At 68.2% G+C, this 26,569-nt stretch carries 26 protein-coding genes; 10 read left to right on the forward strand and 16 right to left on the reverse strand.

Annotated features, from left to right (window positions below; translation table 11 throughout):
* Positions 1-99: 99 nt before the first annotated feature.
* Genes ACZYSP_RS27860 through kdpE form a run of 3 tightly spaced genes read left to right on the forward strand, consistent with a single transcriptional unit; the run spans position 100 to position 4,567 of the window.
* Entirely contained in the window at positions 100-1,071 is a 972-nt protein-coding gene (locus tag ACZYSP_RS27860) for a LysR family transcriptional regulator (protein WP_093060015.1), read from the forward strand.
* Between the two features lie 42 nt (positions 1,072-1,113).
* On the forward strand, positions 1,114-3,861 hold the full coding sequence (locus tag ACZYSP_RS27865; protein ID WP_354336735.1) for a DUF4118 domain-containing protein: 2,748 nt from the start codon (positions 1,114-1,116) through the stop codon (positions 3,859-3,861).
* A gap of 4 nt (positions 3,862-3,865) precedes the next feature.
* Positions 3,866-4,567 carry a two-component system response regulator KdpE gene (kdpE, locus tag ACZYSP_RS27870; protein WP_093080910.1) on the forward strand — a complete coding sequence of 234 codons (702 nt, stop codon included), beginning with the start codon at positions 3,866-3,868 and terminating at the stop codon, positions 4,565-4,567.
* Between the two features lie 19 nt (positions 4,568-4,586).
* On the opposite strand, the gene ACZYSP_RS27875 is transcribed toward kdpE, so the two are convergent.
* From ACZYSP_RS27875 to ACZYSP_RS27905, 7 genes are all read right to left on the reverse strand, one after another.
* Positions 4,587-5,027 (reverse strand): hypothetical protein, encoded by a 441-nt coding sequence (locus ACZYSP_RS27875; RefSeq protein ID WP_093080912.1) that lies wholly within the window; start codon positions 5,025-5,027, stop codon positions 4,587-4,589.
* A gap of 183 nt (positions 5,028-5,210) precedes the next feature.
* Positions 5,211-6,341: a zinc-binding dehydrogenase gene (locus tag ACZYSP_RS27880; RefSeq protein ID WP_093080915.1), complete on the reverse strand. Its 1,131-nt coding sequence runs from the start codon at positions 6,339-6,341 to the stop codon at positions 5,211-5,213.
* 88 nt (positions 6,342-6,429) lie between these two features.
* Positions 6,430-7,005 carry a dual specificity protein phosphatase family protein gene (locus tag ACZYSP_RS27885; protein ID WP_093080917.1) on the reverse strand — a complete coding sequence of 192 codons (576 nt, stop codon included), beginning with the start codon at positions 7,003-7,005 and terminating at the stop codon, positions 6,430-6,432.
* Complete coding sequence (locus ACZYSP_RS27890; RefSeq protein ID WP_093080920.1) at positions 7,002-7,505, reverse strand: hypothetical protein; 504 nt, start codon at positions 7,503-7,505, stop codon at positions 7,002-7,004. Before ACZYSP_RS27890 ends, ACZYSP_RS27885 begins: the two co-directional genes overlap by 4 nt.
* Complete coding sequence (locus tag ACZYSP_RS27895) at positions 7,502-8,656, reverse strand: MGDG synthase family glycosyltransferase (RefSeq protein WP_093080923.1); 1,155 nt, start codon at positions 8,654-8,656, stop codon at positions 7,502-7,504. Before ACZYSP_RS27895 ends, ACZYSP_RS27890 begins: the two co-directional genes overlap by 4 nt.
* Before the next feature lie 255 nt (positions 8,657-8,911).
* Positions 8,912-10,357, reverse strand: a complete 1,446-nt coding sequence (locus tag ACZYSP_RS27900; RefSeq protein ID WP_489017796.1) for a nicotinate phosphoribosyltransferase — start codon at positions 10,355-10,357, stop codon at positions 8,912-8,914.
* A gap of 66 nt (positions 10,358-10,423) precedes the next feature.
* The gene (locus ACZYSP_RS27905) at positions 10,424-11,494 is read right to left on the reverse strand and encodes a bifunctional nicotinamide-nucleotide adenylyltransferase/Nudix hydroxylase (protein ID WP_093058647.1); all 1,071 of its coding nucleotides are present in this window, start codon (positions 11,492-11,494) and stop codon (positions 10,424-10,426) included.
* Positions 11,495-11,576: 82 nt separating this feature from the next.
* Here ACZYSP_RS27905 and ACZYSP_RS27910 point away from each other — a divergent pair, with 82 nt between their 5' ends.
* The 5 genes from ACZYSP_RS27910 (at position 11,577) to ACZYSP_RS27930 (ending at position 16,197) form a co-directional block, all read left to right on the forward strand.
* On the forward strand, positions 11,577-12,410 hold the full coding sequence (locus tag ACZYSP_RS27910) for a pseudouridine synthase (protein ID WP_093080928.1): 834 nt from the start codon (positions 11,577-11,579) through the stop codon (positions 12,408-12,410).
* The gene (locus ACZYSP_RS27915; RefSeq protein WP_093080930.1) at positions 12,377-13,492 is read left to right on the forward strand and encodes a winged helix DNA-binding domain-containing protein; all 1,116 of its coding nucleotides are present in this window, start codon (positions 12,377-12,379) and stop codon (positions 13,490-13,492) included. Before ACZYSP_RS27910 ends, ACZYSP_RS27915 begins: the two co-directional genes overlap by 34 nt.
* Positions 13,493-13,634: 142 nt before the next feature.
* Positions 13,635-14,291: a response regulator gene (locus ACZYSP_RS27920; protein ID WP_093058650.1), complete on the forward strand. Its 657-nt coding sequence runs from the start codon at positions 13,635-13,637 to the stop codon at positions 14,289-14,291.
* Entirely contained in the window at positions 14,288-15,670 is a 1,383-nt protein-coding gene (locus ACZYSP_RS27925) for a sensor histidine kinase (protein WP_093080933.1), read from the forward strand. Before ACZYSP_RS27920 ends, ACZYSP_RS27925 begins: the two co-directional genes overlap by 4 nt.
* A 188-nt stretch (positions 15,671-15,858) precedes the next feature.
* Complete coding sequence (locus ACZYSP_RS27930; RefSeq protein WP_093080935.1) at positions 15,859-16,197, forward strand: hypothetical protein; 339 nt, start codon at positions 15,859-15,861, stop codon at positions 16,195-16,197.
* Positions 16,198-16,235: 38 nt separating this feature from the next.
* Here ACZYSP_RS27930 and aqpZ read toward each other — a convergent pair whose 3' ends face one another.
* Together aqpZ and ACZYSP_RS27940 are read right to left on the reverse strand one after the other, a co-directional pair.
* Positions 16,236-16,943, reverse strand: a complete 708-nt coding sequence (gene aqpZ, locus ACZYSP_RS27935) for an aquaporin Z (RefSeq protein ID WP_093058653.1) — start codon at positions 16,941-16,943, stop codon at positions 16,236-16,238.
* 164 nt (positions 16,944-17,107) lie between these two features.
* On the reverse strand, positions 17,108-18,118 hold the full coding sequence (locus ACZYSP_RS27940) for a zinc-dependent alcohol dehydrogenase family protein (RefSeq protein WP_093080938.1): 1,011 nt from the start codon (positions 18,116-18,118) through the stop codon (positions 17,108-17,110).
* Positions 18,119-18,228: 110 nt separating this feature from the next.
* Here ACZYSP_RS27940 and ACZYSP_RS27945 point away from each other — a divergent pair, with 110 nt between their 5' ends.
* Together ACZYSP_RS27945 and ACZYSP_RS27950 are read left to right on the forward strand one after the other, a co-directional pair.
* Positions 18,229-19,140, forward strand: a complete 912-nt coding sequence (locus tag ACZYSP_RS27945) for a LysR family transcriptional regulator (RefSeq protein ID WP_093080941.1) — start codon at positions 18,229-18,231, stop codon at positions 19,138-19,140.
* A 48-nt stretch (positions 19,141-19,188) separates the two neighbouring features.
* Positions 19,189-20,229 (forward strand): ABC transporter substrate-binding protein, encoded by a 1,041-nt coding sequence (locus ACZYSP_RS27950; RefSeq protein WP_093080943.1) that lies wholly within the window; start codon positions 19,189-19,191, stop codon positions 20,227-20,229.
* A gap of 109 nt (positions 20,230-20,338) precedes the next feature.
* Here the strand turns inward: ACZYSP_RS27950 and ACZYSP_RS27955 are convergent, their stop codons facing one another.
* From ACZYSP_RS27955 to ACZYSP_RS27985, 7 genes are all read right to left on the reverse strand, one after another.
* Positions 20,339-20,872 carry a DUF3761 domain-containing protein gene (locus ACZYSP_RS27955; RefSeq protein WP_256216965.1) on the reverse strand — a complete coding sequence of 178 codons (534 nt, stop codon included), beginning with the start codon at positions 20,870-20,872 and terminating at the stop codon, positions 20,339-20,341.
* A gap of 93 nt (positions 20,873-20,965) precedes the next feature.
* On the reverse strand, positions 20,966-21,628 hold the full coding sequence (locus ACZYSP_RS27960) for a hypothetical protein (protein ID WP_256216966.1): 663 nt from the start codon (positions 21,626-21,628) through the stop codon (positions 20,966-20,968).
* Positions 21,625-22,437 (reverse strand): COG1470 family protein, encoded by an 813-nt coding sequence (locus ACZYSP_RS27965; RefSeq protein ID WP_093080946.1) that lies wholly within the window; start codon positions 22,435-22,437, stop codon positions 21,625-21,627. The genes ACZYSP_RS27960 and ACZYSP_RS27965 overlap by 4 nt, the downstream gene beginning before the upstream one ends.
* Positions 22,434-22,928, reverse strand: coding sequence for a hypothetical protein (locus ACZYSP_RS27970; protein ID WP_093080948.1), 495 nt, complete (start codon positions 22,926-22,928; stop codon positions 22,434-22,436). Before ACZYSP_RS27970 ends, ACZYSP_RS27965 begins: the two co-directional genes overlap by 4 nt.
* Positions 22,925-23,569, reverse strand: a complete 645-nt coding sequence (locus tag ACZYSP_RS27975) for a hypothetical protein (RefSeq protein WP_093080950.1) — start codon at positions 23,567-23,569, stop codon at positions 22,925-22,927. The genes ACZYSP_RS27970 and ACZYSP_RS27975 overlap by 4 nt, the downstream gene beginning before the upstream one ends.
* A complete protein-coding gene (locus ACZYSP_RS27980; protein ID WP_093080952.1) occupies positions 23,569-24,174 on the reverse strand; it encodes a hypothetical protein in 606 nt (201 codons plus the stop codon). Before ACZYSP_RS27980 ends, ACZYSP_RS27975 begins: the two co-directional genes overlap by 1 nt.
* A gap of 57 nt (positions 24,175-24,231) precedes the next feature.
* Positions 24,232-26,499, reverse strand: coding sequence for an SdrD B-like domain-containing protein (locus ACZYSP_RS27985; protein ID WP_093080955.1), 2,268 nt, complete (start codon positions 26,497-26,499; stop codon positions 24,232-24,234).
* Between the last annotated feature and the right edge of the window lie 70 nt (positions 26,500-26,569).

Here is a 26,569-nt window from a genome sequence, read left to right on the forward strand (position 1 = left end):
CGCCAATGTAGGCCGGTACCCCCGGGCCGAACTAGGCGGAACGGCCTTGATGCACTGACAAGTTGCTCTTGATAATCGACGGCCACACTGGAGGCCTTTATGCCTATCAATGAACTGCGTTCCATCGCCACATTCGCCAGGACGGCCGAACTCGGCAGCCTGCGACAGGCCGCCGCGGCGCAAGGGATGACGCCGCAAGCCGCCAGCCAGGCCCTGGCCCAGCTGGAGCAGCACCTGGGTGTGCGGCTGTTCCATCGCACCACGCGCAGCATGGCGCTCACCGACGAGGGGCGGCAGTTTCTTGAAGCCGCGCAGCCCGCGCTGCTCGGCCTGCAGCGTGCCCTGCACATGGCGCGCCGGGCAACCGACGAGATTGCCGGGCCGCTGCGCATCGTGGGGCCGCGATCGACCTTTGCGCCCGTTTTCTGGCCCCTGCTCGACGAGTTCTGCAGGCTTTACCCTGAAGTGCAGCCCGACGTGCAACTGGACGACCGCATCGGCAACTGGGTGGAAGACCGGGTCGACGTGGGCTTTCGCGTCGGCCCGTCGCCGGCCGAGGGCGTCATTGCGCGAAGGCTGTTCGGTCTCCAGCTCATCGTCTGCGCGGCCCCGTCGTACCTTGACCGCCATGGCGCGCCCGACAGCCTGAACGCGCTGGCTGCGCATCGCTGCAGCGGCTTCCGTCTCCCCAGCACGGGCAAGGTCATGCCCTGGTACGTGAAGGTCGGGGAGGATGTCGTCGAGCATCACATCGTTCCGGCACTGTGCGTCAACGACGAAGCGCTGGAAACCGAAGCGGTGCTGGCCGGGCATGTCATCGGTTCGATGACCAGCGTGAGCGCCAGCGCGCACATCCGGGCCGGGCGGCTGATACCGCTGCTGAGCGAGCACGCCGCCGACCGTTCGGCCGTGTTCGTCTACTACGGAAGCCGCGCGGCCCAGCCCGCGCGCGCCAAGGCATTCATCGACCTGGCCATCGAGCGGCTGACCAACAACCCCGCCTACCTGCTGACGGCGGAAGAACTGCGCTCCGCGGAATCCGCAGGGCGGCTTGCGCATGCACGTCGTTAGGGTGAGTCGACATTCAATCCGATGCGCTAACCTGTGCCGCCGATGAACGACGTTTCCCGCCCTGATCCCGACGCCCTGCTGGCCCAACTGCGAAACGACGAAGCGCGCGCACTGCGCGGCAAGCTGCGCATCTACTTCGGCGCCAGTGCCGGTGTCGGCAAGACCTGGGCGATGCTGAGTGCCGCGCAGCGCGAGCGCGCCACCGGCCGCGACGTGCTCATCGGCGTGGTTGAGACCCACGGCCGCAGCGAGACCGCCGCGCTGCTCACGGGGCTCGACACACTGCCGCTGCGCGAGCTTGACTACCGCGGCCGCACTCTCGCCGAATTCGATCTCGATGCCGCGCTCGCCCGCAAGCCCGCCGTGCTGCTGGTCGACGAACTGGCTCACACCAACGCCCCCGGCTCGCGCCACGCCAAGCGCTGGCAGGACGTGCAGGAACTGCTGGCCGCTGGCATCGAGGTGTGGTCTGCCCTCAACGTGCAGCACCTCGAAAGCCTCAACGGCACGGTCGGCGCCATCACCGGCGTGCGCGTGCACGAGACCGTGCCCGACACCGTGCTCGACGAGGCCGACGAGGTGGTGCTGGTCGACGTCACACCCGACGAACTCACGGCGCGGCTCGCGGCCGGCAAGGTCTATCTGCCGCAGCAGGCCGAGCGCGCCGCGCAGAACTTCTTTCGCAAGGGCAACCTGATCGCATTGCGCGAGATTGCGCTGCGCCGCACCGCCGAGCATGTGGAAGACGACGTGCGCGGCTGGCGCGTGGAGCAATCGGGCGCTGGCGGCAACGGGCAGGGCCGCGAGCTGCAGGCCTGGAACACCTCGGGCGCGATCCTCGCCTGCGTGGGCCCGCATGAAGGCGCGGCGCAGACGGTGCGCACGGCCGCTCGGCTCGCGGGCCAGCTCAATGTGCGCTGGCATGCGGTGTATGTCGAGACGCCCAGGCTGCAGCGGCTGGCCGCGGCGGAGCGCGATCGCACTCTTGCTGTGCTCAAGCTGGCGGAAGAACTGGGCGCGGCCACTGCCGTGCTCACCGGCTCCGATGTGGCGGAGCAGCTGGCCGAACAGGCACGCCGGCTCAATTGCGCGACGCTGGTGCTGGGGCGCGCCGAACCCGCCACCGGCTGGCGCCGCTGGTGGCCCCCGGGAGCGCAGCCGCTGGCGCGTGCGCTGGCCCAACGCGCACCCGCGCTCGACATCATGGAAGTGGCCCGCGCGGAAAGCTCGCGCCGCCTGTCGCGCACCCAGCTGGAGGGCATGCGCATCGACAGCGACGATCACGAGAAGGCGCCCACCCACTGGCCCGCCTACGCATGGGCCGCTGCCACCAGCATCGCGCTCACGCTGATCTGCACGCCGCTGGCCCACGTGCTGGAGCTGTCGAACATCGTCATGCTGTTCCTGCTCGGCGTGGTGGGCGTGGCGATGCGCTTCGGGCGCGGGCCCGCGGCGCTGGCGGCTCTGCTCAACGTCGCGGCCTTCGACTATTTCTTCGTGCCGCCGCGCCTGTCGTTCGCCGTGAGCGACGTGCAGTACGTGCTGACCTTCGCGATCATGCTCGGCGTCGGCCTGCTGGTGGGGCAGCTCACGGCGGGGCTGCGCTTCGCGGCCGGCGTGTCGGCCAGCCGCGAGCGGCGCGCGCGTTCGCTGTTCGAGCTCACGCGCGAACTGTCGGCCGCGCTGGAAAGCTCGCAGGTGATCACGCTCGGCACCGCCGCTGTGCAAGGTCACTTCGGCGGCGATGCACTGGTGCTGGTGACCGACGCGGCCGATCAGCTGATGCTGCCTGCCGACCCTCCCAAGGGTTTCGACCCGCAGGTGGCCGACTGGGCCTTCCGCCATGCCCAGCCCGCCGGCCTTGCGACTGCCACGCTGGCGGCGCAGGCCTGGCACTACGTGCCGTTGCAGGCGCCGATGCGCGTGCGCGGCGTGCTCGCCCTGTCGCCCGCGCAGCCGCGCTGGCTGCTCATTCCCGAACAGGCGCAGCAGCTCGACACGCTGGCGCGGCAGATCGCGATTGCGCTGGAGCGCGTGCACTACGTCGAGGTAGCCCAGCAGGCGGTGGTTGAAATGGAATCGGAGCGCCTGCGCAACGCCCTGCTCGGCGCCATCTCGCACGACGTGCGCACGCCGCTCACCGCGCTGATCGTGCTGGCCGAATCGCTGCAGACCCTGCCGCCCGAGGAGCACGGCAACACCGCGCGTGCCATCGTCGCGCAGGCACACGAACTGCATGCGCTGGTCAACAACCTGCTCGACATGGCGCGGCTCGAAAGCGGCATTGCGGGCGGTGCGGTGAACCTGCGGCGCGACTGGCAGTCGGTGGAGGAGGTGGTGGGCTCTGCGATTCGCGCAGCGCGCACGTCGCTCGGCAACACCGTCGTGCAGACCGCGCTCGACCCCGAGCTGCCGCTGGTCGAGTTCGACGCGGTGCTGATCGAACGTGTGCTGGTCAACCTGCTGGAGAACGCCACCAAGTACGGCGCGCCACCCATCGTGGTGGGTGCGCGGGCCGAGCCCGGCACGCTGGTGCTGACGGTGCGCGACCACGGCCCCGGCCTGTCTGCCGCGCTACTGGGCCACGAGCAGAAGCTGTTCGACAAGTTCACGCGCGGCGAGGTCGAATCGGCCACGCCCGGCGTGGGCTTGGGCCTTGCGATCTGCAAGGCCGTGGTGAACGCGCACGGCGGCGAAATCGCCGCGGGCAATGCGCGCGACGGCGGTGCAGAATTCACGGTCACTTTGCCCCGCCGCGAGCCTCCCGAACCGGCAGAAGCCCAACTCTGAACCCATGCCAACCCCCATCGCCATCGTGATCGAAGACGAGCCGCAGATTCGCCGCTTTGTGCGCGGCGCGCTGGAGGCCGAAGGCTGGGTGGTGCATGAGGCTGGCACGTTGCGCGATGGACTGGCGGCGGCCGGCACGCGGCAGCCCGATCTGCTGGTGCTCGATCTGGGGTTGCCCGATGGCGATGGCGTCTCGCTGATTCGCGACGTGCGTGGTTGGTCGGCGGTGCCGATCATCGTGCTGTCGGCACGCACCGACGAAGCCGACAAGATCGCCGCGCTCGACGCCGGCGCCGACGACTATCTGACGAAGCCCTTCGGCACCGGCGAATTGCTGGCGCGGGTGCGAGCCAACCTGCGCCGTCCGCGAGCGGCAGGTGGCAACGGCAGCGAAGAACCTCCCGAGGCGCTGTTCCGCTTCGGCGAGATCGAGCTCGACCGCGCCGCGCGCCTCGTGCGGCGTTCAGGCGTCGAGGTGCATCTGACACCTACCGAGTACCGCCTGCTGTCGGTGCTGGTCGCGAACGCGGGGCGCGTGCTGACGCAGCGTCAACTGCTGCGCGAGGTGTGGGGGCCGTCGCACTCCGACCAGAGCCATTACCTGCGGATCTACATGGGGCATCTGCGGCAGAAGCTGGAGGCCGATCCTGCGCAGCCCCGGCATCTGTTGACTGAGACGGCTGTGGGGTATCGGTTGGTGGTGTAGCTGCACGCAAGGGGATGCCTCAGAGGCAGCCCCACAGATATACGGACTTGTTCCTGGCGAGCGCCTCGGCTGCGAGCCTCCGGAGGTCTTCCATGACCGGATGCAGCTCGGTGGGCTCGCACGCGAGTTCTTCCGTGTTTGCCCATCGCTCCAGCACGGGGGCCAACGATGCAGAGTCGACTTGGGTCAACAGTGTCGTCAGTTCATCGGGAAATCGATTGAGCCACGCATCGTTGTCTTCGCCGAGTTCGACGTACTCGAGCATGTGCCTGTCGACGTCCCACTCCTTGCCTTCCATGATGGCCCAGAGCGTCGTGATCTCGATGTCGGTGAATCGCTTGTACTGGACCGGCTCCAGCAGTTCCTCGATCTCGTCGCCCTCATCGGGTTCCTCGATCCGGTTGGCATAGCGCAATGCCTCTTCGGGGCTGGCGACGAAGAAATCCGAGAGTATTCCCATCTTCTGTTCCTCAGCAAGCTGAATGATGAGCCTGGATTACACCCTGCTTGCCCTTCGCCAGTTTTACGGATCGATGACGTTCGTCGAGGGAAGGGGTTGGACGCAGCGCTTGTACAGGCCGATCAACGAGTGCCCTGAACGATCACGCCGTCGGCGTGATCGCACCCCCGCCAGAAAACCTTCTCAGCCCGCAACACCCTTGTTCGGATTCAGCAAGAACTTCTCACCAGTAGCCTGCTTCCCATAAACGCCGATCGCATCGAGCTGCAGCGCCTCGACCAGCGACACCTCACGCGTGTAGTGGCTGGCAAACGTCGTCTTCAACTCCGCAACGACACGCGCCTTCAAACGCTGGGTGCCCGCATCGCCGAGCTTCCCGAGGAACGGGAACAGCAGCCACCCGCCCATGCCCCAGGCCATGCCGAAGTTGCGCACAAATTCCGTGGGAGCGCGGTCGAGGCCGCCGTAGATGTACACCTGCTTGTGCGTGGTCGAGCCGTAGCGGCTGTATTCCTTGGCGGTGCGGTTGATGGCCGCTTCCATGCAGCCGAGGATCTGCCCTGCGAGCTTGCCGCCGCCGGTGGCGTCGAAGGCCAGCGTGGCGCCGGTCTCGACCAGCGCCTGCGTCAGGTCTTCGAGGAAGGTGGGCGAGGTCGCGTTGCACACGTACTTCGCGCCCAGGCCGCGCAGCAGGTCTTCCTGCTCCTGCTTGCGCACGATGTTGACGAGGGCGATGCCGTCCTTCTGGCAGATCTTGTTGAGCATCTGGCCCAGGTTGGACGCAGCAGCCGTGTGCACCAGCGCCTTGTGGCCTTCCATGCGCATCGTCTCGACCATGCTGAGCGACGTGAGCGGGTTGACGAAGCACGAGGCGCCTTCGGCTGGCTTGGTGCCGTCCGGCAGTTCCAGGCACTGCGCGGCGGCAAGGCAGCGGTACTGCGAGTACATCGCGCCGCCGATGGCCGCCACGGTCTTGCCGAGCAGGGCCTGCGCGGCCGGCGACGAACCGGCTTTCACCACCACGCCCGCACCTTCGTTGCCGACCGGCATCGACTGGTCGAGCCGTGCCGCCATCGCGGGAAGCACACGCTCGGGCACGGTGGCGGTGACGACGGGGCGTTCGGCCGTGCCGGAGGCCTTGGCCGTGCTCATGTCGGCTGCGCCGAACAGCAGGCCCAGGTCCGACGGGTTCAGGGGCGACGCCTCGACGCGAATCACCACTTCGTGGGCCTGCGGTTCGGGAATCGGGTCGTCGTGCAGCGAGAGTTCGAGTTCGCCGCTGGCGCGAATGAGGGAGCGGATTTGCAGTGCCATGGAAGAGCCCTTTTCAGAAGGTTCGCAGATGGCCTGTGGCCACGGGGCGGCCAGTATAGGAGCGGGGGTACGAAAGGCGCTGGCGCCTTCAGGACACCACGGGCACCACCGGGGCATGGGCCAGCGCCTGGCGCATCTTCACCGGGTCGAGCCGCTCGATGTAGCGCGGAATGTTGCGCCACAGCGTGTGATAGCCGTAGCCGCCGCGCAGCATTTCGTGGCGCGCGCTGTCCTTGTCCCAGTCTTGTACCGCCATGCGGTACACCGCCGCGACCACGCCGGTGCGGTCGGCGCCGTGCATGCAGTGGATGAGCACCGGGCCGTGCTTTTCGGCCTCGCGAATGGCGAGTAGCGCGCGCAGCACCTTGGCGTCGTCGATGGACCAGGTGTTGATCGGCACGCGCACCAGCCGGATGCCGCTGCCCGCGAACACCTTCCTGTCGTCGTTGAAGGAGCGCAGGCTCACCACCGTGTGGATGCCCAGCGATTGCAGCGCCGCCATGTTGGCGCGCCGCGGCTGCGCGCTGCGGTACAGCGTAGGCGTGATGCGGTGCAGGTTCTCGACTTGCAATGCGTCCAGCGGATCGGCCCAGTGGCCGGGGCGCGGGTCGGCGATGCCTTCTTCTGCTGCCGCTGCAGCCTTGCCGTGTTTCTTCTTCGTCATTGCTGTCGTTGCTTCTGGCGAGGCCAGTGCCGCGTTGCCAGTATCAGGGCCGCCACCGCGAGCCCGCCCCAGTAGTCGACCGGCGCACCCCACATCCAGTGCTTGTGCCAGAACGCATCGACCGGGTTGAAGCGCGCCCAGCCGAAGGCCGGGTTGATGAGGAACCAGCTGAAGTCTTCGCAGACCCAGAACACGATGAGGCCCGCTCCCGCCAGCCCCACGTCGCGCCAAGTCCAGCGCCCGTTGAATGCCAGCGGCGAGAAGAACACCAGCGCCATGAAGGTGAACACCCAGGCGTGATAGCCCGTCATCGCGCGGCCGCCCCAGAAGATGTCGAGCCAGATGCTGTTCTCGATGCGCCAGGTCGGCAGCGACGTGGCCCAGCCCGCGCCGCCTTCGATCTGGATCTCGGCATTGGCGAAGAAGAAGGCCATCACGACCACCCAGGCGAGATAACCGAGCGTGCGGGCCACGCTCGTCTTTTCGACGGCGCCGCTCACGCCTTGGCACCCAGCACGTGTTGCAGCACCGCGCGCGCCGCCTGCGGCTTGCCCAACGCCCGGCTGCGCGCAGCCATGGTCGCGAGCTTGGCGGGGTCGGCCATCAGGCGCGCCACCTTGTAGTCGAGGCCGATCGCGTCGTAGGCCAGCCAGGCCGCGCCTTCTTCCATCAGGAAGCCGGCGTTGTGTTCTTCCTGCCCGGGAATCGGCGAGATCAGCAGCATCGGCTTGCCCAGCGCCAGGCATTCCGAGACCGTGAGGCCGCCGGGCTTGGTCACCACCAGGTCGGACGCGGCCATCATCTTGTGCATTTCGTTGGTGAAGCCGATGGCCACCACGCGGCCCGGATAGCGCCTGGCCAGCGCTTCGAGCTTGCCATGCGCTTCCACGTTGCGGCCCGCCACGGCGATCACCTGGAAGTTGCCTTCCTTGCCGTCATGGCCACCCAGGCCGAGCACGCGCTCGACCATGCTCGGCAGGTCGCCGACGCCGGCACCGCCCGACGCCATCAGCAGCACGGGGCGCGAAGGATCGAGGCCGAGTTCCGCCGCGCAGGCATTGCGCGCCAGCGCCGGCACATCGGGTTCGGAAAAAGCCGGCATCACCGGAATGCCGGTGACGTGGATCCGCTCCGCCGGAATGCCCCGCGCGCGCAAGCGGAAAGCAACCTCTTCCGTCGCAGCAAGGTAGCCCGCCATGCCCGGCACCAGCCACATGTTGTGCAGGTCGTAGTCGGTGATCTGCAGCCACACGGGATATTCGATGCGGCCGCGATTGCGTTCGCGCATCAGCAGTTCGGCCGGCAGGAAGTGCGTGCAGACCACGGCATCGGGCTTTTCGCGGCGGATTTCGCGCACCAGTGCGCCGGTGCTCAGCCGCTCGATGCCGCGGCGCAGGCGCTGCGATGGCGCGTGGTGCGGCGTGGTGTCGGTGCGCTGGTGCAGGTACGACCACAGCTCGGGGGCGCTGTTCACGAGCTGGATGTACCAGTCGGTGTAGACCTTGCGGAAGCCGCTGGCCACGTGGGCCATCGCGTCGATGTGGACCGCCGTGCAGGGCGGGACTAGGTTCTGGGCGGTGGCGGCAAGCGCCTGTGCTGCACGCACGTGGCCGTTGCCGGCGCTCACGCTGAGGATCAGGAGTTTGGTCATGGATTCGGCGGTCTGGGCGGATTATGGCTATGCCGTGTGGCACAGGCCTTTGAGGCTCTGGGGCGCGATCACGCCGACGGGGTGATCGTTCAGAGCACTGGTTGATCGGCCGGCACAAGCGCTGCGCTCATGTGCGAATGGCACCGGGTGCTCCCCGCAGCGAAATAAAGGAGGAGGCCGCAGGCCGGGGGACATTCGCGGAGGGGAGTACCCGGTGTCATTCGCACCCGCCCCGAAGGAGCGACCCGAACCGCCTCAGAGCGGCGCGCGAGAGGTGACGAACCGGTTCACCCCGATGGCAGCCCGCTCGCGTATTGCATCGAACGTGGTGCTCTCGACAATGCGCCCGTTCTCGAACACCGTCTGCAGCAGGTCGACCTGACCTGCCGCAAGCGTCTCCTCACGCACGGTGTTCTCGACGCCGTTCGCATCATGCACCAGCGCAAGCCGACCCTTCTTCGAGGCCTTGCTCACATCACCCACCGGCGACTTGTACACGTCACGCCATTCGCCGTTCACCTGCATGGCCGAGCACTTCATCGCCCACTGCATCGTGTCGCGATTGACCTGCTGCAGCAGCCCGCCACCCATGCCGAAGGAGATGTTCTCCGTCGAGAAACCGTTGTGGAAGAAGTTCGACAGGCACAGCCGCAGCGAGTCGAGGTTCACGCCGTCGCCCTGGATGATGCGCACGTTGTTCAGCACCCGAAAGCCCTTGGCATTCGTCGTCGTGCCGAAGCGATCGGCCAATATCTGCGCCACCTTCAGCGTGGTCTCGGCCGGGTCGCCCGAGTCGGGTCGCACCACCAGCGTTGCGCCAGAGGCCACCACCTTCGCCTTCAGCTCGCCGCCCCAGATGCGCGCGCAGGCATTGAAGATGTCGTAGCTGTCGCTCACCACCGCAAAGGTCGCGCCGGGCTTGCCGAACTGCTCGACCATGTTGCTGTACGCGTCGGCTTCATGCTCGCGGCCCCAGCCCGTGATGGTGCTGTGCTCGGCCGCGGGAATCGAGAAGCCCGCCACGTCGCAGTCGTAGTACCGGCGCGCGGCCACCAGCGCGGCCAGCGTGTCGGTGCCCATGAAGTTCACCAGGTGGGCCATGCCGCCGAGCGCGGCCGATTCGAGACTCGACACCCCACGCGCGCCGAAGTCGTGCAGCCTGAAGGCGATCTGCCCTTGCGGGTCGTCGCAAGTCGCTTCGAGGTACCGCAGCAGTGTGGTGCGCGCGGCAGCCGAGAGCGTGGCGACCGTGGTGGGGTACCAGATCGCGCGCAGCAACTCGGTCTCGAGAAAACTCGTGACCCAGAAGAACTCGGGGTCCGTGTTCTCGATGGTGGCCAGCACGTTGTGCACCGGCAGCACGCTGCCTTCAGGCACCGCGCGGATGCGCACCGGCATCAGCCCGCCATGCTTCTCGATCAGGCGCAGCCAGCCTTCGCGGTTGAACGGCTCGCCGTGCGCGGCCATGAGCAGGGCGGCTTCTTCCACGTCGTCGCGCGTCACCGGCGTCTGCAGATATTCGCGCAGATAGGCCTGCAGGCCGAAGAACAGCGAGTGGCTGAAGATGCCGCCGCGCGACTCGATGTAGCTGTACACCGTCTGCGTGCCGGGTGGATATTGCATCCAGTGCGACACCTTGTAGGAGTCGGTGCGAAGCAGCAGGTTGTTGCCCAGGGGCGAGGAGGTGAGATTGCGGTTCATGTGAAAGCTCCTTTCACGTTGGCACCCGTCAACCAGGTGCCGTTCTTGCTGACAAAGCCTGGTCGTTCAGTTCTTGCCCAGGCCACCCAAAAAATGATTCGCGATGAAGAAGTGGTCTTCGTAGACGTGGTCCTGCATGTCGAGGAACTCGGCGATCGGCACCCATCGCACCTCGGCCGCGTCGTCGTCGGCACGCACGTCTGAAAGGCCCGTCCACTGGTTGTGCGCCAGCTCGAAGAAGAAGCCGTGCGTGATCGTGCGGCCGCGCTGCGAGCGGTCGGGCGCGTCGAACACGTGGCTGGCCTTCATGCTGCCGTTGAGCACGGGCACGGGCACCTTGAGGCGGGTTTCTTCCTTCAGCTCGCGGATGGCCGCGTCCTGCAGGCGCTCGTGCTGACCGACGAAGCCGCCGGGCAGCGCCCAGGTGCCCTTGCCGGGATGGAACTTGCGCTGCACCAGCAGGATGTGGCCGGCTTCGACCACGATGGCGTCGACGGTGGTGTAGATCGGCGGAAAGTCGCTGCCCGCATAGCGGTACTTGTCGCGGTAGTCGACGAGGAAGGCACGTTCTTCGCAGAGATCGGCGTAGTCGGCCGTGGTGGTGAATTGTTCGAGAAAGGCTGCGGTGCCGTCGGGCAGGTCGGCGCGTGCGAGCTGGCCGCGGTTCTCGGGGTCGAAGTAGAGGCCGCGCACGTCGGTGGCGTTGAGGCTTTCCACGCTGTTCTGGCCGACGAACTCCCAGTGCGGGAAGAGCTTGAGGTAGTAGCTCGATGCGTCCTTGAGGTGGCCCACCAGCGCGACCTTGGCCTTGGCGGGTGCATGGCCGTCCTGCACGATGAGCCGTTCGACCGCCGACTGGATCGACGCGATCCAGATCTGGTCGTTGTAGGGCGAGTCGCCCACGCCGACCACGCTCACGCGCATCTGCTCGGTGCCGCGCAGGCAGGCGCGCACCATGCGTTCGCGTTCGTCGAAGGTAAAGGGGTTCTTGACGCTGCGTGGCTTGCGGTCGGAGCCGACCACCACGATGACCCGATCGGCGGCGCGAAGGCCTTCTTCGATGAGTCGTTGATGTCCGAAATGAACGGGCTGGAAACGCCCGATGACGATGGCGTATTGAAACTTGCGTGTGCTCACTTGGGAATCCCCCAAAAAGGGCGCGATCAACTCGCGCTTGCGTTCAGGATAGCATCGGTGCCGCACATTGATCAAGCCTCCGATGACCGAGCCCTCTTCTCCCCCTACCGATGCCGTTCGCCTCAACAAGCGCATGGCCGAGCTCAAGATGTGCTCGCGCCGCGAGGCCGACGAGTGGATCGCCAACGGCTGGGTGAAGGTCAACGGCAAGCCGGCCGAGATGGGCGTGAAGGTCACGCCGTCCGACCGCATCGAGATCGACAAGGCCGCCAAGGGCCAGCAGGCGAACCAGGTCACCATCCTCATCAACAAGCCCATCGGCTACGTGAGCGGGCAGGCCGAGGACGGCCACGAGCCGGCGGTCACGCTCTTCACGCCGCAGAACCGCTGGGCGGAAGACAACGCGCGCTTCTTCTTCAGTCCCCAGCAGCTGCGCGGCCTGGCGCCGTGCGGGCGGCTCGACATCGACTCCATCGGCCTGCTGGTCATGACGCAGGACGGCCGCATCGCGCGCCAGTTGATCGGTGAAGACTCCGTGATGGAGAAGGAATACCTGGTGCGCGTGGCCTATCACGGCCTGGGCCAGCCCGCGCCTACCGGCCAGCTGGTGCGCATGGACGACGACGACCCCATCACCACCAACGTGCAGGCGGTCTTTCCGCCGGCCATGCTGGCCAGGCTGCGACACGGCCTGAGCCTCGATGGCCAGCCGCTCAAGCCGGCGCGCGTCGAATGGCAGAACCCCGAGCAGCTGCGCTTCGTGCTCACCGAGGGCAAGAAGCGGCAGATCCGCCGCATGTGCGAGCTGGTCGGCCTGAAGGTGGTGGGCCTGAAGCGCGTGCGCATCGGCAAGGTGATGCTCGGCAACCTGCCAGTGGGCCAATGGCGCTACCTCGGGCCGCACGAGAAGTTCTGAGCCTGCGCGCGCTGAACCGCGCCACACTGGCGCGGCAGATGCTGCTGGCACGGCGCAGGCTGACGGTGACGCAGGCCGTCGAACGCCTGGCCGGCCTGCAGGCGCAGGCGCCCAACCCACCCTACATCGGCCTCTGGAGCCGGCTCGAAGGTTTCCGGCGCGAGCAGCTGACCGAAGCACTGCAGAAGCGCCGCATCGTGCGCATGTCGACGATGCGCGCGACCCTGCACCTGATGACCGCGAGCGATGCGCTGGCGTGGCGTCCGCTGCTGGAGCCCGTGCACCAGCGCGGCCTGCTGGGCAATCACAAGAAGGCGCTCGACGGCATCGACCGCGCGGCGGTGGTCGAGGCAGGGCGTGCGCTGCTCGCTGAGCGGCCGCACACCGGCGCCGAACTCGGGCAGGCCCTCGGCGTGCGATGGAAGGGCCGCGAGACCGTCTCGCTGGCCGGCCTGATCCGCAACAACGTACCGCTGGTGCACCTGCCGCCGGCCGGCACCTGGAACTCGCACCAGAGCGCGCTGCTGCAGCCCCTCGGTGCTTGGCTGGGCGTTCTCGATGCTGTCCCGGCCACGCAAGACGACCTGCTGCTGCGCTACCTTGCCGCCTTCGGCCCCGCCACGCTGGCTGATGCCGGCGCCTGGTCGGGCCTCACCGGCTGGAAGGCCGTGGCCGAGCGCCTGCGGCCGCAGTTGCGCGTGTTCACGGGCGAAGACGGCCAGGAACTGTTCGACCTGCCCCGCGCGCCGCGCCCTGACGCCGACACGCCCGCGCCGCCGCGCCTCGTGGCCGAGTGGGACAACCTGCTGCTCTCGCACGCCGACCGCAGCCGCGTGCTGAGCGAGGCGCACCGTGCCCGCGTGTTCACCGTCAACGGCATCGTGCGTGGCACGGTGCTGCTCGACGGCTTCGTGGCGGGCGTCTGGAAGATCGAGCGTGCGAAGAACACCGCCACCGTGGTGCTGGAACCGTTCACGCGCTGGTCGAAGGCCGACCGCGTAGGAGTGGAGCAAGAAGCCCTCGACCTGCTGGCCTTTGCCTCGGACGGCGAGGGCGAACACCATGCCGTGCGTCTGCCTTGAACGGGCCATGACCAGGCCATGACCCCGTGGCGTACCCGCCGTCTAAGCGTGCCCTAAGTATTCGTTTCTACGCTGCGCCACGGCGCAGACACTTCCGATCATCCCGGTCGCGTGCTACCTTGCGGCCGAAGGAGTCGCCGCGATGCGCGTTCTACTGGTGGAAGACGATGAAATGATCGGGCGCAGCCTGAAGCAGGCGCTCGAGGGCGCGGGCTGGTCCGCGGACTGGGTGCGCGACGGCGAACTGGCGCAAAGCGCGCTGGGTGACGGTGGCTACACCTGCGTGCTGCTCGACCTTGGCCTGCCCAGGCAGGACGGCACCGAAGTGCTGCGCCGCGCGCGCGAGCGCGGCGATGCCACTCCCGTGCTGGTACTCACCGCGCGCGACGGCCTCGACGACCGCATCCACAGCCTCGACCTCGGCGCCGACGACTATCTGCTCAAGCCTTTCGAATTCCGCGAGCTGCTCGCGCGCATGCGCGCCGTGGTGCGCCGCCGCGACGGCGCCGCGCATTCGCTGGTCGGCAGCGGCTCGTTGCAGCTCGACCTCACCACGCGCGAAGTGGTGGTCAACGGCGCGCGCGAAGCGCTCACCGCGCGCGAGTTCGCGCTGCTGCATGCGCTGCTGGAGCGGCCCGGCGCCATTCTTTCGCGCGAGCAACTCGAAAACCGCATCTACGGCTGGGGCGAGGAAGTCACCAGCAACGCAATCGACGTGCTGATCCACGGCATGCGCCGCAAGCTCGGTGCGGACGCGATCCGCAACGTACGCGGCCTGGGCTGGCGCGTGGCTGCATGACCGGAGCTCCGCGCAGCGGCGGCCGCTGGTGGCGGCCACGTTCGCTGCGCACGCAACTGCTGCTGTGGCTCATCACGCTGCACCTGGGCGCGGCCGTGCTCACGGCGTGGTTCTCCTTCGAGGCCTACGGCAACCTCGTGCACAACGCGCTGGACGACCAGATGCGCCTGGTGGCCGAGTCGTACGAAGGCAGCGACCCGCAGAAGCTGCCGCACCCGATGGACGGCGAGGCCGCCTTCTCGCGCGGCGCTTTCATCGTGCAGATCTGGAGTGCCGACGGCCAGACGCTGCGCGCCACCTCGTGGCCCGTGCTGACGGTGCCCTTGCAACCCCAGCCCGGCTTCAGCGACGTGAACACGGGCGCGCATGCGGGCTCCGACTGGCGCGTGTTCACCGCCAAGCCCGGCACGCGCGCCGACCAGCCGCGCGTGCAGGTGCTGCAGAACGAGGACTACCGCCGCCGCCGCGCCCTGCGCCGCGCAATGTTCGAAGGCCTGCCGATCGCGCTGCTGCTGCCGCTGGCGCTGCTGATCCTGTGGATCATCGTGTCGGCGGCTTCGCGCTCGCTGCGCGCGGTGGCGCGCGACGTGGCCTCGCAGGACGAGCGCAGCCCCACCGAGCTGTCGCTCGCGCGCGTGCCCGACGAGATCGCGCCGCTGGTGGGCGCCTTCAACAACCTGCTGACACGCGTGCGCAATGCCTTCGCCACGCAGCGGCGCTTCGTGCAGGACGCGGCCCACGAGCTGCGCACGCCGATGGCCGCCATCGGCCTGCAGATCGAGAACCTGCGCGCGCACGTACCGGCCGGCGAGGCCACCGAGCGTTTCAACCAGCTCGAGGCCGGCGTCACGCGCGCGCAGCACCTGATCGAGCAATTGCTGCATCTCTCGCGGCAGGACGCGCCACAGAGCCTCGGCAATGCGCGCGAGCGCGTCGACATCGAAGTGCTGCTGCGCGAGAGCGTGAGCCAGCTGATGGTGCTGGCCGATGCGCGGCGCGTGGACATCGGCTTTGAGGGCAGTATTGCCGCGGTGGTGTTCGCGCCCGCGGCCGAACTGCGCAGCGTGTTCGACAACCTGATCGACAACGCGCTGCGCTACGCGCCCGAAGGCGGCGTGGTCGACGTGAAGCTGCACGAGGTCGATGGCCACGCGGTGGTCGATGTGCTCGACAACGGCCCCGGCATTCCGCAGGCCGTCATCGGCCGCGTGTTCGATCGCTTCTTTCGCGTGCCCGGCGCTGTGGCGGGCGGCAGCGGGCTGGGGCTGGCGATTGCGCGTACGGCGGCCGAGCGGCACGGCCTGCGCATCGAGCTGCGCAATCGCACTGGTGGGCCGGGGCTGATGGCGCGCGTGCACCTGCCCGTGCTGCCGGTGTAGCGAAGGCCTGCCGGCACGCGAGGCACCTGCGGTCCAAAGTTTCAGGAAAAAGCGTGCTGCTCACGCGTGCGTAACTCTTCCCTCACATTCACCTCAGTCTGCGTGCCTAGAGTGCATTCAGGTCCTGCCACGCGCAGTTCGCGCGATGGCACGTGACCGGGGACAACCTGCAATCAGGAGAACACGTCATGCGCACTTCCTTCAAGCTTCTCGCCGTCGGTTCCTTTGCTGCGCTGGCAGCCATGGGCGCCGTCACCGCATCGGCCGAAACCACCGATGGTTCGGATTTCCATCCGCTGCAGATGAATTCGCCCGCGAACCCGGACGTCCAGGCCGGCGCGATGGCCGCGGCCCGTCCGAGCGGCACCGAGCCAATGGGCCAGTCGACCAGCGCACCCGCGATGAGCTCGACGATGCCGGTGGCCGACATCCAGGCCGGCGCCTATGGGGCGTCGCACCCGACCGGCACCGAGCCGATCGGGCAATCGACTTCACTGCCGATGGTGAAGTCGGGCAGCGGCAGCTGAACTGAAGCTGCGCTGCCGGTGATGACGACGATCAGCGATCAGTCGTCGTTGCCGTTGCTGAGTAGCGCGCGGTAGATCACCGCGCCGATGATGGCCCCCGCAATGGGTGCCGCCCAGAACAGCCACAGTTCCGACACCGCATAGGACGGCCCGAACAGGGCCGGGCCCGTGCTGCGCGCTGGGTTCACCGAAGTGTTGGTCACAGGGATCGAGATCAGGTGGATCAGCGTGAGGCACAGGCCGATCGCAAGACCCGCGAAGCCGCCGGCCGCGCGCTTGGCGGTGGAGCCGAGGATCACGATCAGGAACACGGCAGTCATCACCACTTCGCACAGCAATGCGGCCGTCATGCCGTACTTGCCGGGTGAGTGCTCGCCGTAGCCGTTGGTGGCGAAGCCGCCGATGTCAGCGCCCGGCTTGCCCGTGGCGATGAGGTACAGCACACCGGCCGCCGCGATGGCGCCGAGCACCTGCGCCACGATGTAGCCAGCGAGCTGCGAGGCCTTGAAGCGGCCCGCGGCCGCAAGGCCGATCGACACGGCAGGGTTGAAGTGCCCGCCCGAGATCGGGCCCAGTGCATAGGCGCCCGTCACCACCGTGAGACCGAAGGCCAGCGAGACCCCGAGCAGGCCGATGCCGACACCCGGAAAGGCCGCTGCCAGAACTGCGCTTCCGCAGCCTCCGAGCGTGAGCCAGAAAGTACCAATGAACTCGGCCGACCATTTTTTGTAGGTACTGTGTTCCATAACTCTCCATCCTGAAGTTGAGAAAGCGCGCAATGCACGAGGCCGTGCGCGGGCGGATTCTAGGAACGCCAGGAGGGGGCGTCGAGCGTGTAATTCGTACTAACGGAACCTGTTCACGGATGGCGCGGCTTTTGTGCAGCGCCGCAACTGCGTTGCGTCTTCGTTCAGAGCGTCACGACGATCTTTCCGAACGCACCGCGCTCGAGGTGATCGAGCGCGGCGGGCAGCGCATCGAAGCCGTACTGCGCGGCAATCACCGGCTTGAGCGCATTCGCATCGACGGCGCGCACCAGGTCTTCGAGCGCGCGACGGTGGCCCACGCCGATGCCCTGCACCGTCACGCGGCCCAGCACCATCGCGTAGAACGACGCGCTCAGCGTCTCGCCCCCGAGCATGCCGATGATCGACACGCGCCCGCCCTGCCTCACGGCCTGCAGCGAGCGGTCGAGGTTGGGGCCGCTCGCGAGTTCGAGCACGTGGTCGGCGCCGCGGCCTTGCGTGAGCCTGCGCACTTCGGCGGGCCAGTCGCCGTCGCGCGCCAGCACGTGCGTGGCGCCGAGTGCGAGCGCCTGTGCGCGCTTGTCTTCGCTGCCCGTGACGACGATGGCCTGCGCGCCATGCAGCCGCGCGATCTGCAGGCCGAACAGCGCGACGCCGCCGGTGCCGTGGATCAGCACCGTCTCGCCCGCGCGCAGCGCACCGGTCTCGGCGAGCGCGAACCACGCGGTGAGGCCTGCGCACGGCAGCGTGCTGGCTTCGGCCAGGCTCAGCGTCGTGGGCGCGGCCACGGCCCAGGCGGCGTCGAGCAGCACATGCGAGGCGAGCATGCCGGGGCCGGGTCCGCCGAGCAGCGTGGCCTCCGCGTGCCAGTGGCTGTCGATCCAGCCGCCCCAGAAGGTGTTGACGACTCGGTCGCCGACGGCGAAGCGCGTCACGCCGGGGCCGATGGCCGCCACGGTGCCCGCCATGTCGGAGCCGGGTGTGAAGGGCAGGTCGAGCGCCATGCCCATGCCGTCGCGAATCATCAGCAGGTCGCGGTAGTTGAGCGACACCGCGCCGACCTTCACGAGGATCTGGTTGGCGCCCGGCACGGGCAGCGGCGCTTCGGCCTGTTCGAGGTGGGCGCGGCCGAGCGTGGGGAGTTGCCAGCGGCGCAGCGTTCGAGGTTCCTGCATGAAAAGACTCCGCGAAAGGAAAAAGAAAAAAGAGGAGCCTTCATGCTATTGACGATGCCAGGTACCCGGTGGTGGATAATTTTCCTTTCACTGGTGCTTGAAAGTCTCCAATGGGCCAACGTCTGCAAGGCATCGAGGAATTCGTCGCGGCGGCGGAGGCGGGCAGCTTCGCGCTGGCCGCGCAGCGCCTGCATGTCACGCGCTCGGCCGTCGCCAAGAGCATCGCGCGGCTCGAAGCGCGCCTGAACACGCGGCTCTTTTTGCGCACCACGCGCAGCCAGAGCCTCACCGAGGAAGGCCACGGCTACTACGAGCGCTGCCGTCGCGTGCTGGCTGAGCTCGAGGCGGCCGAAGCCGTGACCGACGCCGCGCGCAGCACCGCCTCGGGCCTCGTGCGCCTGAGCATGCCGGCGATGCTGGGCCGGCTGAAGGTCGGGCCGCTGCTGCTGGCGCTGGCGCGCCGGCATCCGCAGCTGTCGCTCGAACTCTCGTTCAATGACCGGCGCGTGGATCTCGTGGAAGAGGGGCTCGACCTGGCCATCCGCAGCGGCGAACTCGCCGACAGCGCGGAACTGGCTGCCCGGCCGGTCGGCATGCAGTGGATGGCGCTGTGCGCCTCGCCCGCCTACCTGGCCGAACATGGGCATCCCGCGAACATCGACGACCTGAAGGAGCCGCACGAGGCCGTGCTCTATGCGCGCGACGGCCAGATCTCGTCCTGGCGCTTCCATGACACCGAGGGCCGTCTTGTCGACGTGACGCTGCCTTCAAGGCTGCGCTGCGACAGCGCCGAGGTGCTGCTCGAAGCCGCCATTGGCGGCATGGGCCTCGCGCGCCTGCCGGCCTGGCTCGCGGCCGATGAGCTCGCGGCAGGCACGCTGGTGCGCGTGTTCGACGAGCCGCGGCCCTTCGGCTTCGCGCTGCACGTGATCCGCCCGCGCAGCCGCTACCTGCCGCTGAAGACGCGGGTGGTGATCGACTGGCTCGCCGAGCACCTGCCGCCGCTGCTGGCCGCGCGCTGAAGCGGACGCTATCCTGCGCGTTCAAACAACGAACGAGGAGATCCGCGCATGCATCCTTTTGCCGTCCGACACATCGCCACCGCCGCATGCATTGCCACGGCGGCCCTGCTGGGGGTGTCGAACACCGCGGCGCAGGGCACCGTCAACGCGCTGTGCAGCACCGACGCGGGCTGGTGCGAGGCGGCGGCCACCGCCTTCACGCGCGAAACCGGCATCAAGGTGCAGCAGGCCCACAAGGGCACAGGTGAAATCGGCGCGCAGCTGCGCGCGGAAGCCGCCAACCCCAAGACCGACATCTGGTGGGGTGGCACCGGCGACCCGTTCCTGCAGGCCGCCGAGCAGGGCCTGCTCGAACCCTACCGCCCGGCCTACATCAACGACCTGCACGACTGGGCGGTGCGCCAGTACGCGCTGTCGCAGAACATGGTGGGCGGCTTCTACACCAGTGCCATCGGCTTCGGCTTCAACACCGACCTGCTCAAGAAAAAGAAGCTGCACGAGCCCAGGTGCTGGGCCGACCTGATCAAACCCGAATACAGGGGCGAGATCGAGATCTCGCACCCGGCATCCAGCGGCACGGCCTACACCATCATCGCGGGCCTGGTGCAGCAGATGGGTGAAGAAGCGGCCTTCGAGTACCTGAAGAAGCTGCACCGCAACGTCACCAGCTACACCCGCAGCGGCCAGGCCCAGGCGCCCAACGTGGCCAAGGGCGAGGTGGCCATCGGCGTGAGCTTCATCTTCGGCTTCGAGCGCTGGCGCTACGACAAATTTCCCGTGAAGACGGCCGCGCCCTGCGAAGGCACGGGCTACGAGATCGGCGGCATCGCCCTCGTGAAAGGCGCGCGCAACAAGGAGAACGCCAGGCGCTACTACGACTGGCTCATGAGCCCCGCGGGCCAGGCCATCGGCGGGCAGTCGGGCAGCCTGCAGTCGCCGGCCAACAAGACCTTCAAACCCGACCCGCGCATCCCGTCGATGGCCGACGTGAAGCTCATCAAGTACGACTTCGAGAAGTATGGCAAGGCAGCCGAGCGCAAGCGCCTGATCGACCGCTGGACGCGAGAAGTGGAGTCACAGCCGAAGTAGGGCTCGCCCCCAGGCTTCGCGCACTTCGTGTCGCTGCGCCAACCCCCTACCGGGGGCAACACCAGCGGCCCGGCAAAGCCGGTTCCGCGGTGTTTCTGGAAGGAGCCCTTCAGGACGTGCAGGTCTTGTTGTGAGACGCGTGCATGCCCTTGGCCTTGGCATCGGCCTCCGTCAGGTACTCGCCCTTCTTGGTCTTGCCGTAGTAGCGGTCGCCCATGCAGTGATAGACCTTGGTCTCGTCGTTCGCCCACACCTTGCCTGCGCCGCCACCGGGCGCGGCCGCCATCTTCGTGAGGTCGGGCGAGCCCGGCGTCCTGGTGGCCGTGCCGGTGCTCGGTGCCACGCCGGTCTTGTCGACCTTCGCCGACTGGGTCTCGACCGCGGGTGCGGGCGCAGCCGCTGCGGCCGGCGCAGTTGTCGCCGCAGCACCGGCAGCAGCCGGCGCGGCCTTGCCGAACCAGGTCTTGATGCCCTTGTGACCGCGGCAGGCACCGGACTTGGTGTCGGGCGATGCGTAGCTGCCGTCCTTGCATTGCACGGTGGTGCCGGCGGGCGCATCGGCCGGAACCTGTGCCTGCGCGCCGAGCGAGGCGAGCCCGAGGAAGGCTGCGACGCACAGCATGCGGGATTTCTTGTTGTTCATGCAAAGCTCCTGGAGGGGTGAAGGAAAAGATCCACCGCGCAGCTTTGGCGAGCGATCCCAGCGCCAGCTGACTTGCACGCCGGAAAGAGCCAATCAGGGCGAACTGGCCGTGAAGGTGACTTGTCCGGTGTAGGTGCCGGCGGTGCGGCTGGCCAGGTTTGCGTACGAGAAGGTCCAGGTCGCGGTGCGCTGGGTGACGAGGTTGGCGAAGCTGGTGCCCACGACATTGACCGTGGTGCCCGTGCCCGAGTTGGGAATCGGCGGCGCGGGCAGGTTGCTGTCGCTGCTGGCGATCGTGATCTCCGACAGCGGGATCGTGTTTGCCCCGCTCGTGAGCGGCGCGGTCGCGGCTGCCCGCAGCGTGACCTGCCCCGCATTGCTGCGCACCTCGACCGGCAGCGCGTTGCCGCTCGGCGTGACGCTGAAGGTCGGCGCCGCGCCGCTCCAGTTCACGGGCGTGTTGTTGCCCGCGACCGGCGTGGTGGGCCCGCCCGGGATCGACGGCGTCAGCACGAAGCTCACCGTGCTCGTGGTGCCGCCCGGCGTGGGCCACGCGCCGTCGCCGATGCGAAAGAAGATGAACTTGTCGATGGCGATCGTGAAGTCGAGGTTCACCAACCCGGTGGTCAGCGGCACCGAGGCGCTCGGGCCGACGGTGCTCGATGCGGCGTGCGTAGCCCCCATCGGCGCCATGCCGACGGCCGTGGCGAGCAGGCCCGAGAACGTGCCTGCCAGGGGGCCTATACGGTGCGTCACTTGAGCTCCATGTCCACCTTGAAGCTGCCCTTGTCCCAGTCCAGCGTACCGCTGGCCTTGACCGGGTAGGCGGGCTGCGGCGCGGGCTGGCCGCTCTCGCCCTTGGGCACCAGTGCCAGCGTGCGTGTCTGGCCCGGCAGGATGGGGGTGCCTTCGGGCACCAGTTCGAACGCGCGGCCCTTGCTGTCGGTGGCGTCCAGGCTGCCTTCGAGCCGGCCGTGCGCGTCGCCCGTGTTGCTCACGGTCACCAGCGTGCGGCGTGCGCCGTTTGTTTCTCCGCTGGCAATCTGCTTGATTTCGAGCTTGGGCTCGGCGCCGTTGAGCATGACGTACACCGCCACCGCGATGCGGCCCGTGACCGGCAGGCTCAGGCTGGCGCCGCCGCTCTGGATGATGGTCTGCTGCGCGGGCTCCGTGCCCTCGATGGCGATCATGAAGCGGCACTCGCCGCGCGGCGCGTCGGCCGGCGGATCGACCTGGAAGCGGAACGCCTTCTTGCTGCGCGCCGGCACCGAAACGCTGCGCCGCTCCAGCACCACCCACGGCCTGCAGCTGCCGGGCAGCAGCTCGTCGTGGTAGCCGATGTTGCCTTCGGCCGAATAGCTCCAGTCGATGGTGCGCATCGTCACCTCGGTGGCGGTCGGCGCCAGGTTGTGGATGTCGAGCGACTGCCCCAGGCGCGCGCCGGCCTTGCCCGAGAGTTCGAAGCGCGACGGCGTGACGGCCAGCTCGAAGGGCGCGGCTGTTGCTGCGCCGGCCGCTGCCAGCAGCAGGAGGACGAGAGAAGAGGGAGAGAGAAAAACGTTCATGGCAGGGTTTCGATTTCGAAGAACGACTCGAAGCTCAGCGCCGAGCCCGAAGGCATGCGCAGCTCGCGGGGGTCGACGCGCAGCGTCAACTCGAAGGTCTCGTTCATCCAGGGCGCCTGGACCACGCCGTTCCACACCTGCACCCGGTCGCCGGGCCGGCCGCTGCCGCTTGCGAAGGCGCCGTTGCCACGCCATTGCACCTGCATTCCGGCCGGCGAGCGCAGGCCCGCGACCATCGACGGAATCACATAGAAGATGCGCGCGCGCCGGCCCACGTGGGGGGCAGTGGCCAGCCGGTACTCGATGCGCCCGAGGGGCAGCACGACCATGTTGCCGTCCATCCCCTGGGCGTTGCTGAAATCGCTGCGCACCTGTGCGCGCGGGGAGGCCGAATCGTCGAGCCGGGCGACCGCCGCCCATGCGGGGGCGAGCGCTGCACCGCAGAGCAGCAGTGCAGCGGCTGGCCATCGGTGAAAGCGCAGGGAGGTCATTCCATCGAGGCCGTGAAGCGCACGGTGCCCTTGTAGTTGCCGCCTGGGTACACCACGTCGTTGTCGTAGGAGAACTGCAGCCGCGTGGCAGTCACGTTGCGCGACAGGTAGGTCCAGGTGCCGACGCCCAGGACGCAGGGCAGGCCGAGCAGGCCGACGCAGAAGGTGGCGTTCGCGTCGTAGCTCGCGATCGACTGGTTGGCGGCGGCGGTGAAGCGGCCGTTCTGGATGTCGCCAGAGGCGGCGTTGCTGTTGTTCGTGGCCACCCAGCTGATCTTGCTGAAGGGAATGGTCGTGGCGCCGCAGCCGCCCGACTGGCAGGTCAGCGCGATGGAGGAATCGACGCGCAGCGTCACCGGCCGCGCCACCGTGGTGTTGGCTATGGGGCGCACCGGCATCACCCAGACGTCGATGGTCGGTGTGCCGGTCACGGCCGTGGGGGTCAGCCCGGCGTTGGCGCCGGTCACGCTGAAGGCCACCGTGTCGATGGTCGCGCCGGGCGATCCCACGCGCAGGGTCAGGCCGTAGCTGCTGCCCGTGTCGGTCACCGTGGTGATGACGGCGTGGGCGGGCGGGGCGAGGCTCGCCGCCGCCACGAGCGCCGTCGTGGCGATCGCCTGGCATCGGCGGCTGCGCGTCATCAGATGCCCTGGGCTGTGTACGTGATGGTGTTCGTGTACGTGTTCGCAGCCCAGCCGGCGGGCGTGCCACCCAGCGAGTAGGCCCAGGTGCCGGTGGCGACCGCGTTCGAGGGGAACGAGGTCGAGGCGCAGGCGCCGAGGTTGGCGCCCGGGTGCGGCAGCGTGCCCGTCGCGGTGACGGTGAAGTCCGCGTTCGTCGGGCCGCCCGTGAGGGGCGCCCAGGCGCCCATGGCGCAGTTGATGGTGCCGGCGCCGGCGTTGGTCCAGGCGTACACGGTGAGCGTGCTCGCGGCGGACGTGGTCGTGACGGTGGGCGCCGCGCCGTTCCAGTCCACGTTGGTGTTGTTGCCCACCACTGGCGTAGTGGGCACGCCCGGAATGCTGAGGGCTGAAGTCCAGGTCACTGTGTCGACCGTGGTGTTGGTCGAACCGACGCGCAGCAGGATCAGCTTGGGCACCGTCACGCTCAGGTTCACCTTGGCCTGCGCCGTGATCGTGCCCGTGCCGGAGCCGTACTGGCTCTCGGCCATGGCGGGTGCTCCGGCAAGGGCGAGGCCTGTGAGCGAGGCGGCCAGCGCGAGGCGGGCAATGGGTTTTCGGGTCATGAAGTCTCCTTGGGGTTGTGTATGCGGGGAAAAAAATCGAAAGGTCGGTGTCGTGGTTCATTCGCCCACCTTGACCACGGGAATCGCGGCAGTGGCCTGGCCACGCAACGGCACGTTTACGCTCGTCCCCGTGTCGCCGGTCGCGCCCCAGGGCAACGGCACGCTTTCGAGCGTGAGCGTCAGTTGATGCCGGCCGGTGGTTACCAGCGGAAATTCGAAGCGGCCGTCGCGATCGGTGATGGCGCGGTAGCGGCCGTCGAGCAGCACCTCGACGCCGGCCACGCCGCCTTCGCCTGACTGCTGCTCGCCGTCGCGGTTGGCGTCATAGAACACGCGGCCCGACACGCTGCCGCCGCCCGCACCCTCGCCGCGCATGCCCGCCGCCCGGTAGGCCGTGCCCGCGCTGCCCTCCCAGCGCAGGTAGACGTAGGCGGTCTTCTCATTGCTGCGATAGAGATTGGGTGCGGAATAAGAGGTCGGCAGCAGCGATGCGCGCGCCTGGTTGAAGTTGGCCATGAAGCCCACGCGCCAGCCCGCGCCCAGCTCCTTCTCGGCCATGAGCGAGCCCGACAGGCCGCGGCTGGTGTAGAGGCCGCCGCTTTGCGAGGTGTAGCGCAGGTTGCCGCCGACGTTGAAGCCGCTGTCGATCCAGTAGCGGAATTGCAGGCCCGCCGTCGGGTAGCTGCGGGTGGTGCCGCCGCTGCTGTCGCGCGCATGGCCGAGGGTGGTGGTGAGCTCGGGGCGCATCGTCTCGTAGCGCCCGCCGATCCAGTCCTGCTCCCACTGCACTTCCTGGCCGGTGGCGGCGCTGTCGCCGAGCACGATCAGCTCGTTGCGCCGCACCGTCAGCGTGAAGCGGCTGCGCGGCCAGTCGAAGAAGCGGGTCTGGTAGAAGGCGCTGCCGTAGAGGCTGCGCCCGTCGCCGCTACCGGCGGAGCTTGTGGTGCTGCCGTCTTTCAGCCCGTCGTAGCGCGTGCGGTACGCGCTCAGGCTGCCGCCGACGGAGTTGTAGCGGTCGAACAGGTATTGGAAGTTGCCGCTCGCGCCGAAGCGCCGGTAGCCCGAGAGATGGAAGCTGGTGTCCGGCGCCGCGCGCTCGTAGTCCAGGCCGGCGCCCCAGCTCATGCGGCTGGTGTTGCGGTCCACGCGCCAGTACGCGCCGCGCGTGCCGGTCGCCAGCGCGTAGTCGCCGAAGTACAGGTTGGGCCGCGCGGTGTAGATGCCGAATTCATGGCGGTACAGGCCGGTGCGCGCGCTCGCCTCGATGAAGAGGCCCTGCGAGTTGCCGGTCGCCACACCCGGCGTGGGCGAGTTGACGCGGCTGCCGACCAGTGTGGCGCGCGCCTTGAAGTCGCCGTCGCGCACCACCTCGCGGCCGTAGCCGATCGACGTTGCCCAGCTCGTGACGTCCTTGCGGCCGATCCCCATCGCCGTGATGGGGTCGATGTAATAGGCCGGAATGTCGCGCGCCTGGTCGAGCTGGAACGAGGCGAACCATGGATCGCCCAGGCGCAGCGTGGCCCCGAGCCAGCCGAGCGTGCCCTGGCTCTTCTCGAAGCCGGGGTACGGCCCGCCAGTGAGGTTGCCGCGCTGGCCGATGCCGGCGCGCACGTCGAGATCCGTGCTGAAGATGCGCGTCGAAGCGCCGCGCACCGTGGACGAGCCCAGCGTGAGCCTGTAGTTGCGCGCCAGGCCATCGGTGACTTCGCTGTAGATGTCGCCCACGGCGGTGTCGGTGAAGGTCTGCGTGGTCAGCGGAAAGCCGAGGTTGCGCAGCGTGAAGCGGCCGCTGGTTGCCTCGCGCGCATAGCCCAGCGAGCCGATGCCGATGCCGCTCGCGCTGTTGTCGCCACCCAGGTGGCGGCCGTCGGCCTGCAGAACGAACTCGCCGTAGTTGAGGGTTTCGCGCCGGTACTCGAAACGCTGGCCGAACTCGGTCGCGCGCTGGCGGCCGTAGCCGGTGGTCGTGGCGTCGCCGAAGCCGATGCGGCTTTCCACCAGCCAGGCGCGATAACCCTGCGGCTGCTCGGCTTCGGGCGTTGCGTCGGCTGCCGCGGTATCGGCATCGAGAGTCTCGAAGCGGTCTTCGTAGGCCTTGGGCGCGGAGTCGACGAGCGCCTTCAGCCGCGCCTGCTCCGCCTGTGCACGGTCGAGGGTCTCGATGCGTGCGTCAGCCACGGCCTGGGGTTTCTGGGGCTCGGCCTGCGCCTGCGCGCAGGACAGCCATGCCAGGGCGGTCGTGCATTCGAGCCACACGAGCACGCCCCTCGGATGCCACAGGGCTCCGACGGGACCAGGTACGGTCCACGGCGTTGTTCGAATCATCTGGCGACATCCCTGTTTTGTCTCCCGGGTGTTGCGGCCCTGTTCCGGATCAACGCAGGATATTTCAGAA

Source organism: Variovorax sp. F042 (genome assembly GCF_057814215.1).

What these genes read in the sequence shown, in the direction of transcription:
- aqpZ (WP_093058653.1), bottom strand. Translation starts at nt 16,943, where the DNA reads ATGGAACACAGTACCTACAAAAAATGGTCGGCCGAGTTCATTGGTACT.
- ACZYSP_RS27930 (WP_093080935.1), top strand. Translation starts at nt 15,859, where the DNA reads ATGCGCACTTCCTTCAAGCTTCTCGCCGTCGGTTCCTTTGCTGCGCTG.
- ACZYSP_RS27970 (WP_093080948.1), bottom strand. Translation starts at nt 22,928, where the DNA reads ATGACCTCCCTGCGCTTTCACCGATGGCCAGCCGCTGCACTGCTGCTC.
- ACZYSP_RS27955 (WP_256216965.1), bottom strand. Translation starts at nt 20,872, where the DNA reads ATGAACAACAAGAAATCCCGCATGCTGTGCGTCGCAGCCTTCCTCGGG.
- ACZYSP_RS27900 (WP_489017796.1), bottom strand. Translation starts at nt 10,357, where the DNA reads ATGAACCGCAATCTCACCTCCTCGCCCCTGGGCAACAACCTGCTGCTT.
- ACZYSP_RS27865 (WP_354336735.1), top strand. Translation starts at nt 1,114, where the DNA reads ATGAACGACGTTTCCCGCCCTGATCCCGACGCCCTGCTGGCCCAACTG.
- ACZYSP_RS27950 (WP_093080943.1), top strand. Translation starts at nt 19,189, where the DNA reads ATGCATCCTTTTGCCGTCCGACACATCGCCACCGCCGCATGCATTGCC.
- ACZYSP_RS27875 (WP_093080912.1), bottom strand. Translation starts at nt 5,027, where the DNA reads ATGGGAATACTCTCGGATTTCTTCGTCGCCAGCCCCGAAGAGGCATTG.
- ACZYSP_RS27975 (WP_093080950.1), bottom strand. Translation starts at nt 23,569, where the DNA reads ATGACGCGCAGCCGCCGATGCCAGGCGATCGCCACGACGGCGCTCGTG.
- ACZYSP_RS27920 (WP_093058650.1), top strand. Translation starts at nt 13,635, where the DNA reads ATGCGCGTTCTACTGGTGGAAGACGATGAAATGATCGGGCGCAGCCTG.
- ACZYSP_RS27940 (WP_093080938.1), bottom strand. Translation starts at nt 18,118, where the DNA reads ATGCAGGAACCTCGAACGCTGCGCCGCTGGCAACTCCCCACGCTCGGC.
- ACZYSP_RS27895 (WP_093080923.1), bottom strand. Translation starts at nt 8,656, where the DNA reads ATGACCAAACTCCTGATCCTCAGCGTGAGCGCCGGCAACGGCCACGTG.
- ACZYSP_RS27885 (WP_093080917.1), bottom strand. Translation starts at nt 7,005, where the DNA reads ATGACGAAGAAGAAACACGGCAAGGCTGCAGCGGCAGCAGAAGAAGGC.
- ACZYSP_RS27910 (WP_093080928.1), top strand. Translation starts at nt 11,577, where the DNA reads ATGACCGAGCCCTCTTCTCCCCCTACCGATGCCGTTCGCCTCAACAAG.
- ACZYSP_RS27915 (WP_093080930.1), top strand. Translation starts at nt 12,377, where the DNA reads ATGGCGCTACCTCGGGCCGCACGAGAAGTTCTGAGCCTGCGCGCGCTG.
- ACZYSP_RS27925 (WP_093080933.1), top strand. Translation starts at nt 14,288, where the DNA reads ATGACCGGAGCTCCGCGCAGCGGCGGCCGCTGGTGGCGGCCACGTTCG.
- ACZYSP_RS27945 (WP_093080941.1), top strand. Translation starts at nt 18,229, where the DNA reads ATGGGCCAACGTCTGCAAGGCATCGAGGAATTCGTCGCGGCGGCGGAG.
- ACZYSP_RS27965 (WP_093080946.1), bottom strand. Translation starts at nt 22,437, where the DNA reads ATGAACGTTTTTCTCTCTCCCTCTTCTCTCGTCCTCCTGCTGCTGGCA.
- ACZYSP_RS27985 (WP_093080955.1), bottom strand. Translation starts at nt 26,499, where the DNA reads ATGATTCGAACAACGCCGTGGACCGTACCTGGTCCCGTCGGAGCCCTG.
- ACZYSP_RS27880 (WP_093080915.1), bottom strand. Translation starts at nt 6,341, where the DNA reads ATGGCACTGCAAATCCGCTCCCTCATTCGCGCCAGCGGCGAACTCGAA.
- ACZYSP_RS27980 (WP_093080952.1), bottom strand. Translation starts at nt 24,174, where the DNA reads ATGACCCGAAAACCCATTGCCCGCCTCGCGCTGGCCGCCTCGCTCACA.
- kdpE (WP_093080910.1), top strand. Translation starts at nt 3,866, where the DNA reads ATGCCAACCCCCATCGCCATCGTGATCGAAGACGAGCCGCAGATTCGC.
- ACZYSP_RS27860 (WP_093060015.1), top strand. Translation starts at nt 100, where the DNA reads ATGCCTATCAATGAACTGCGTTCCATCGCCACATTCGCCAGGACGGCC.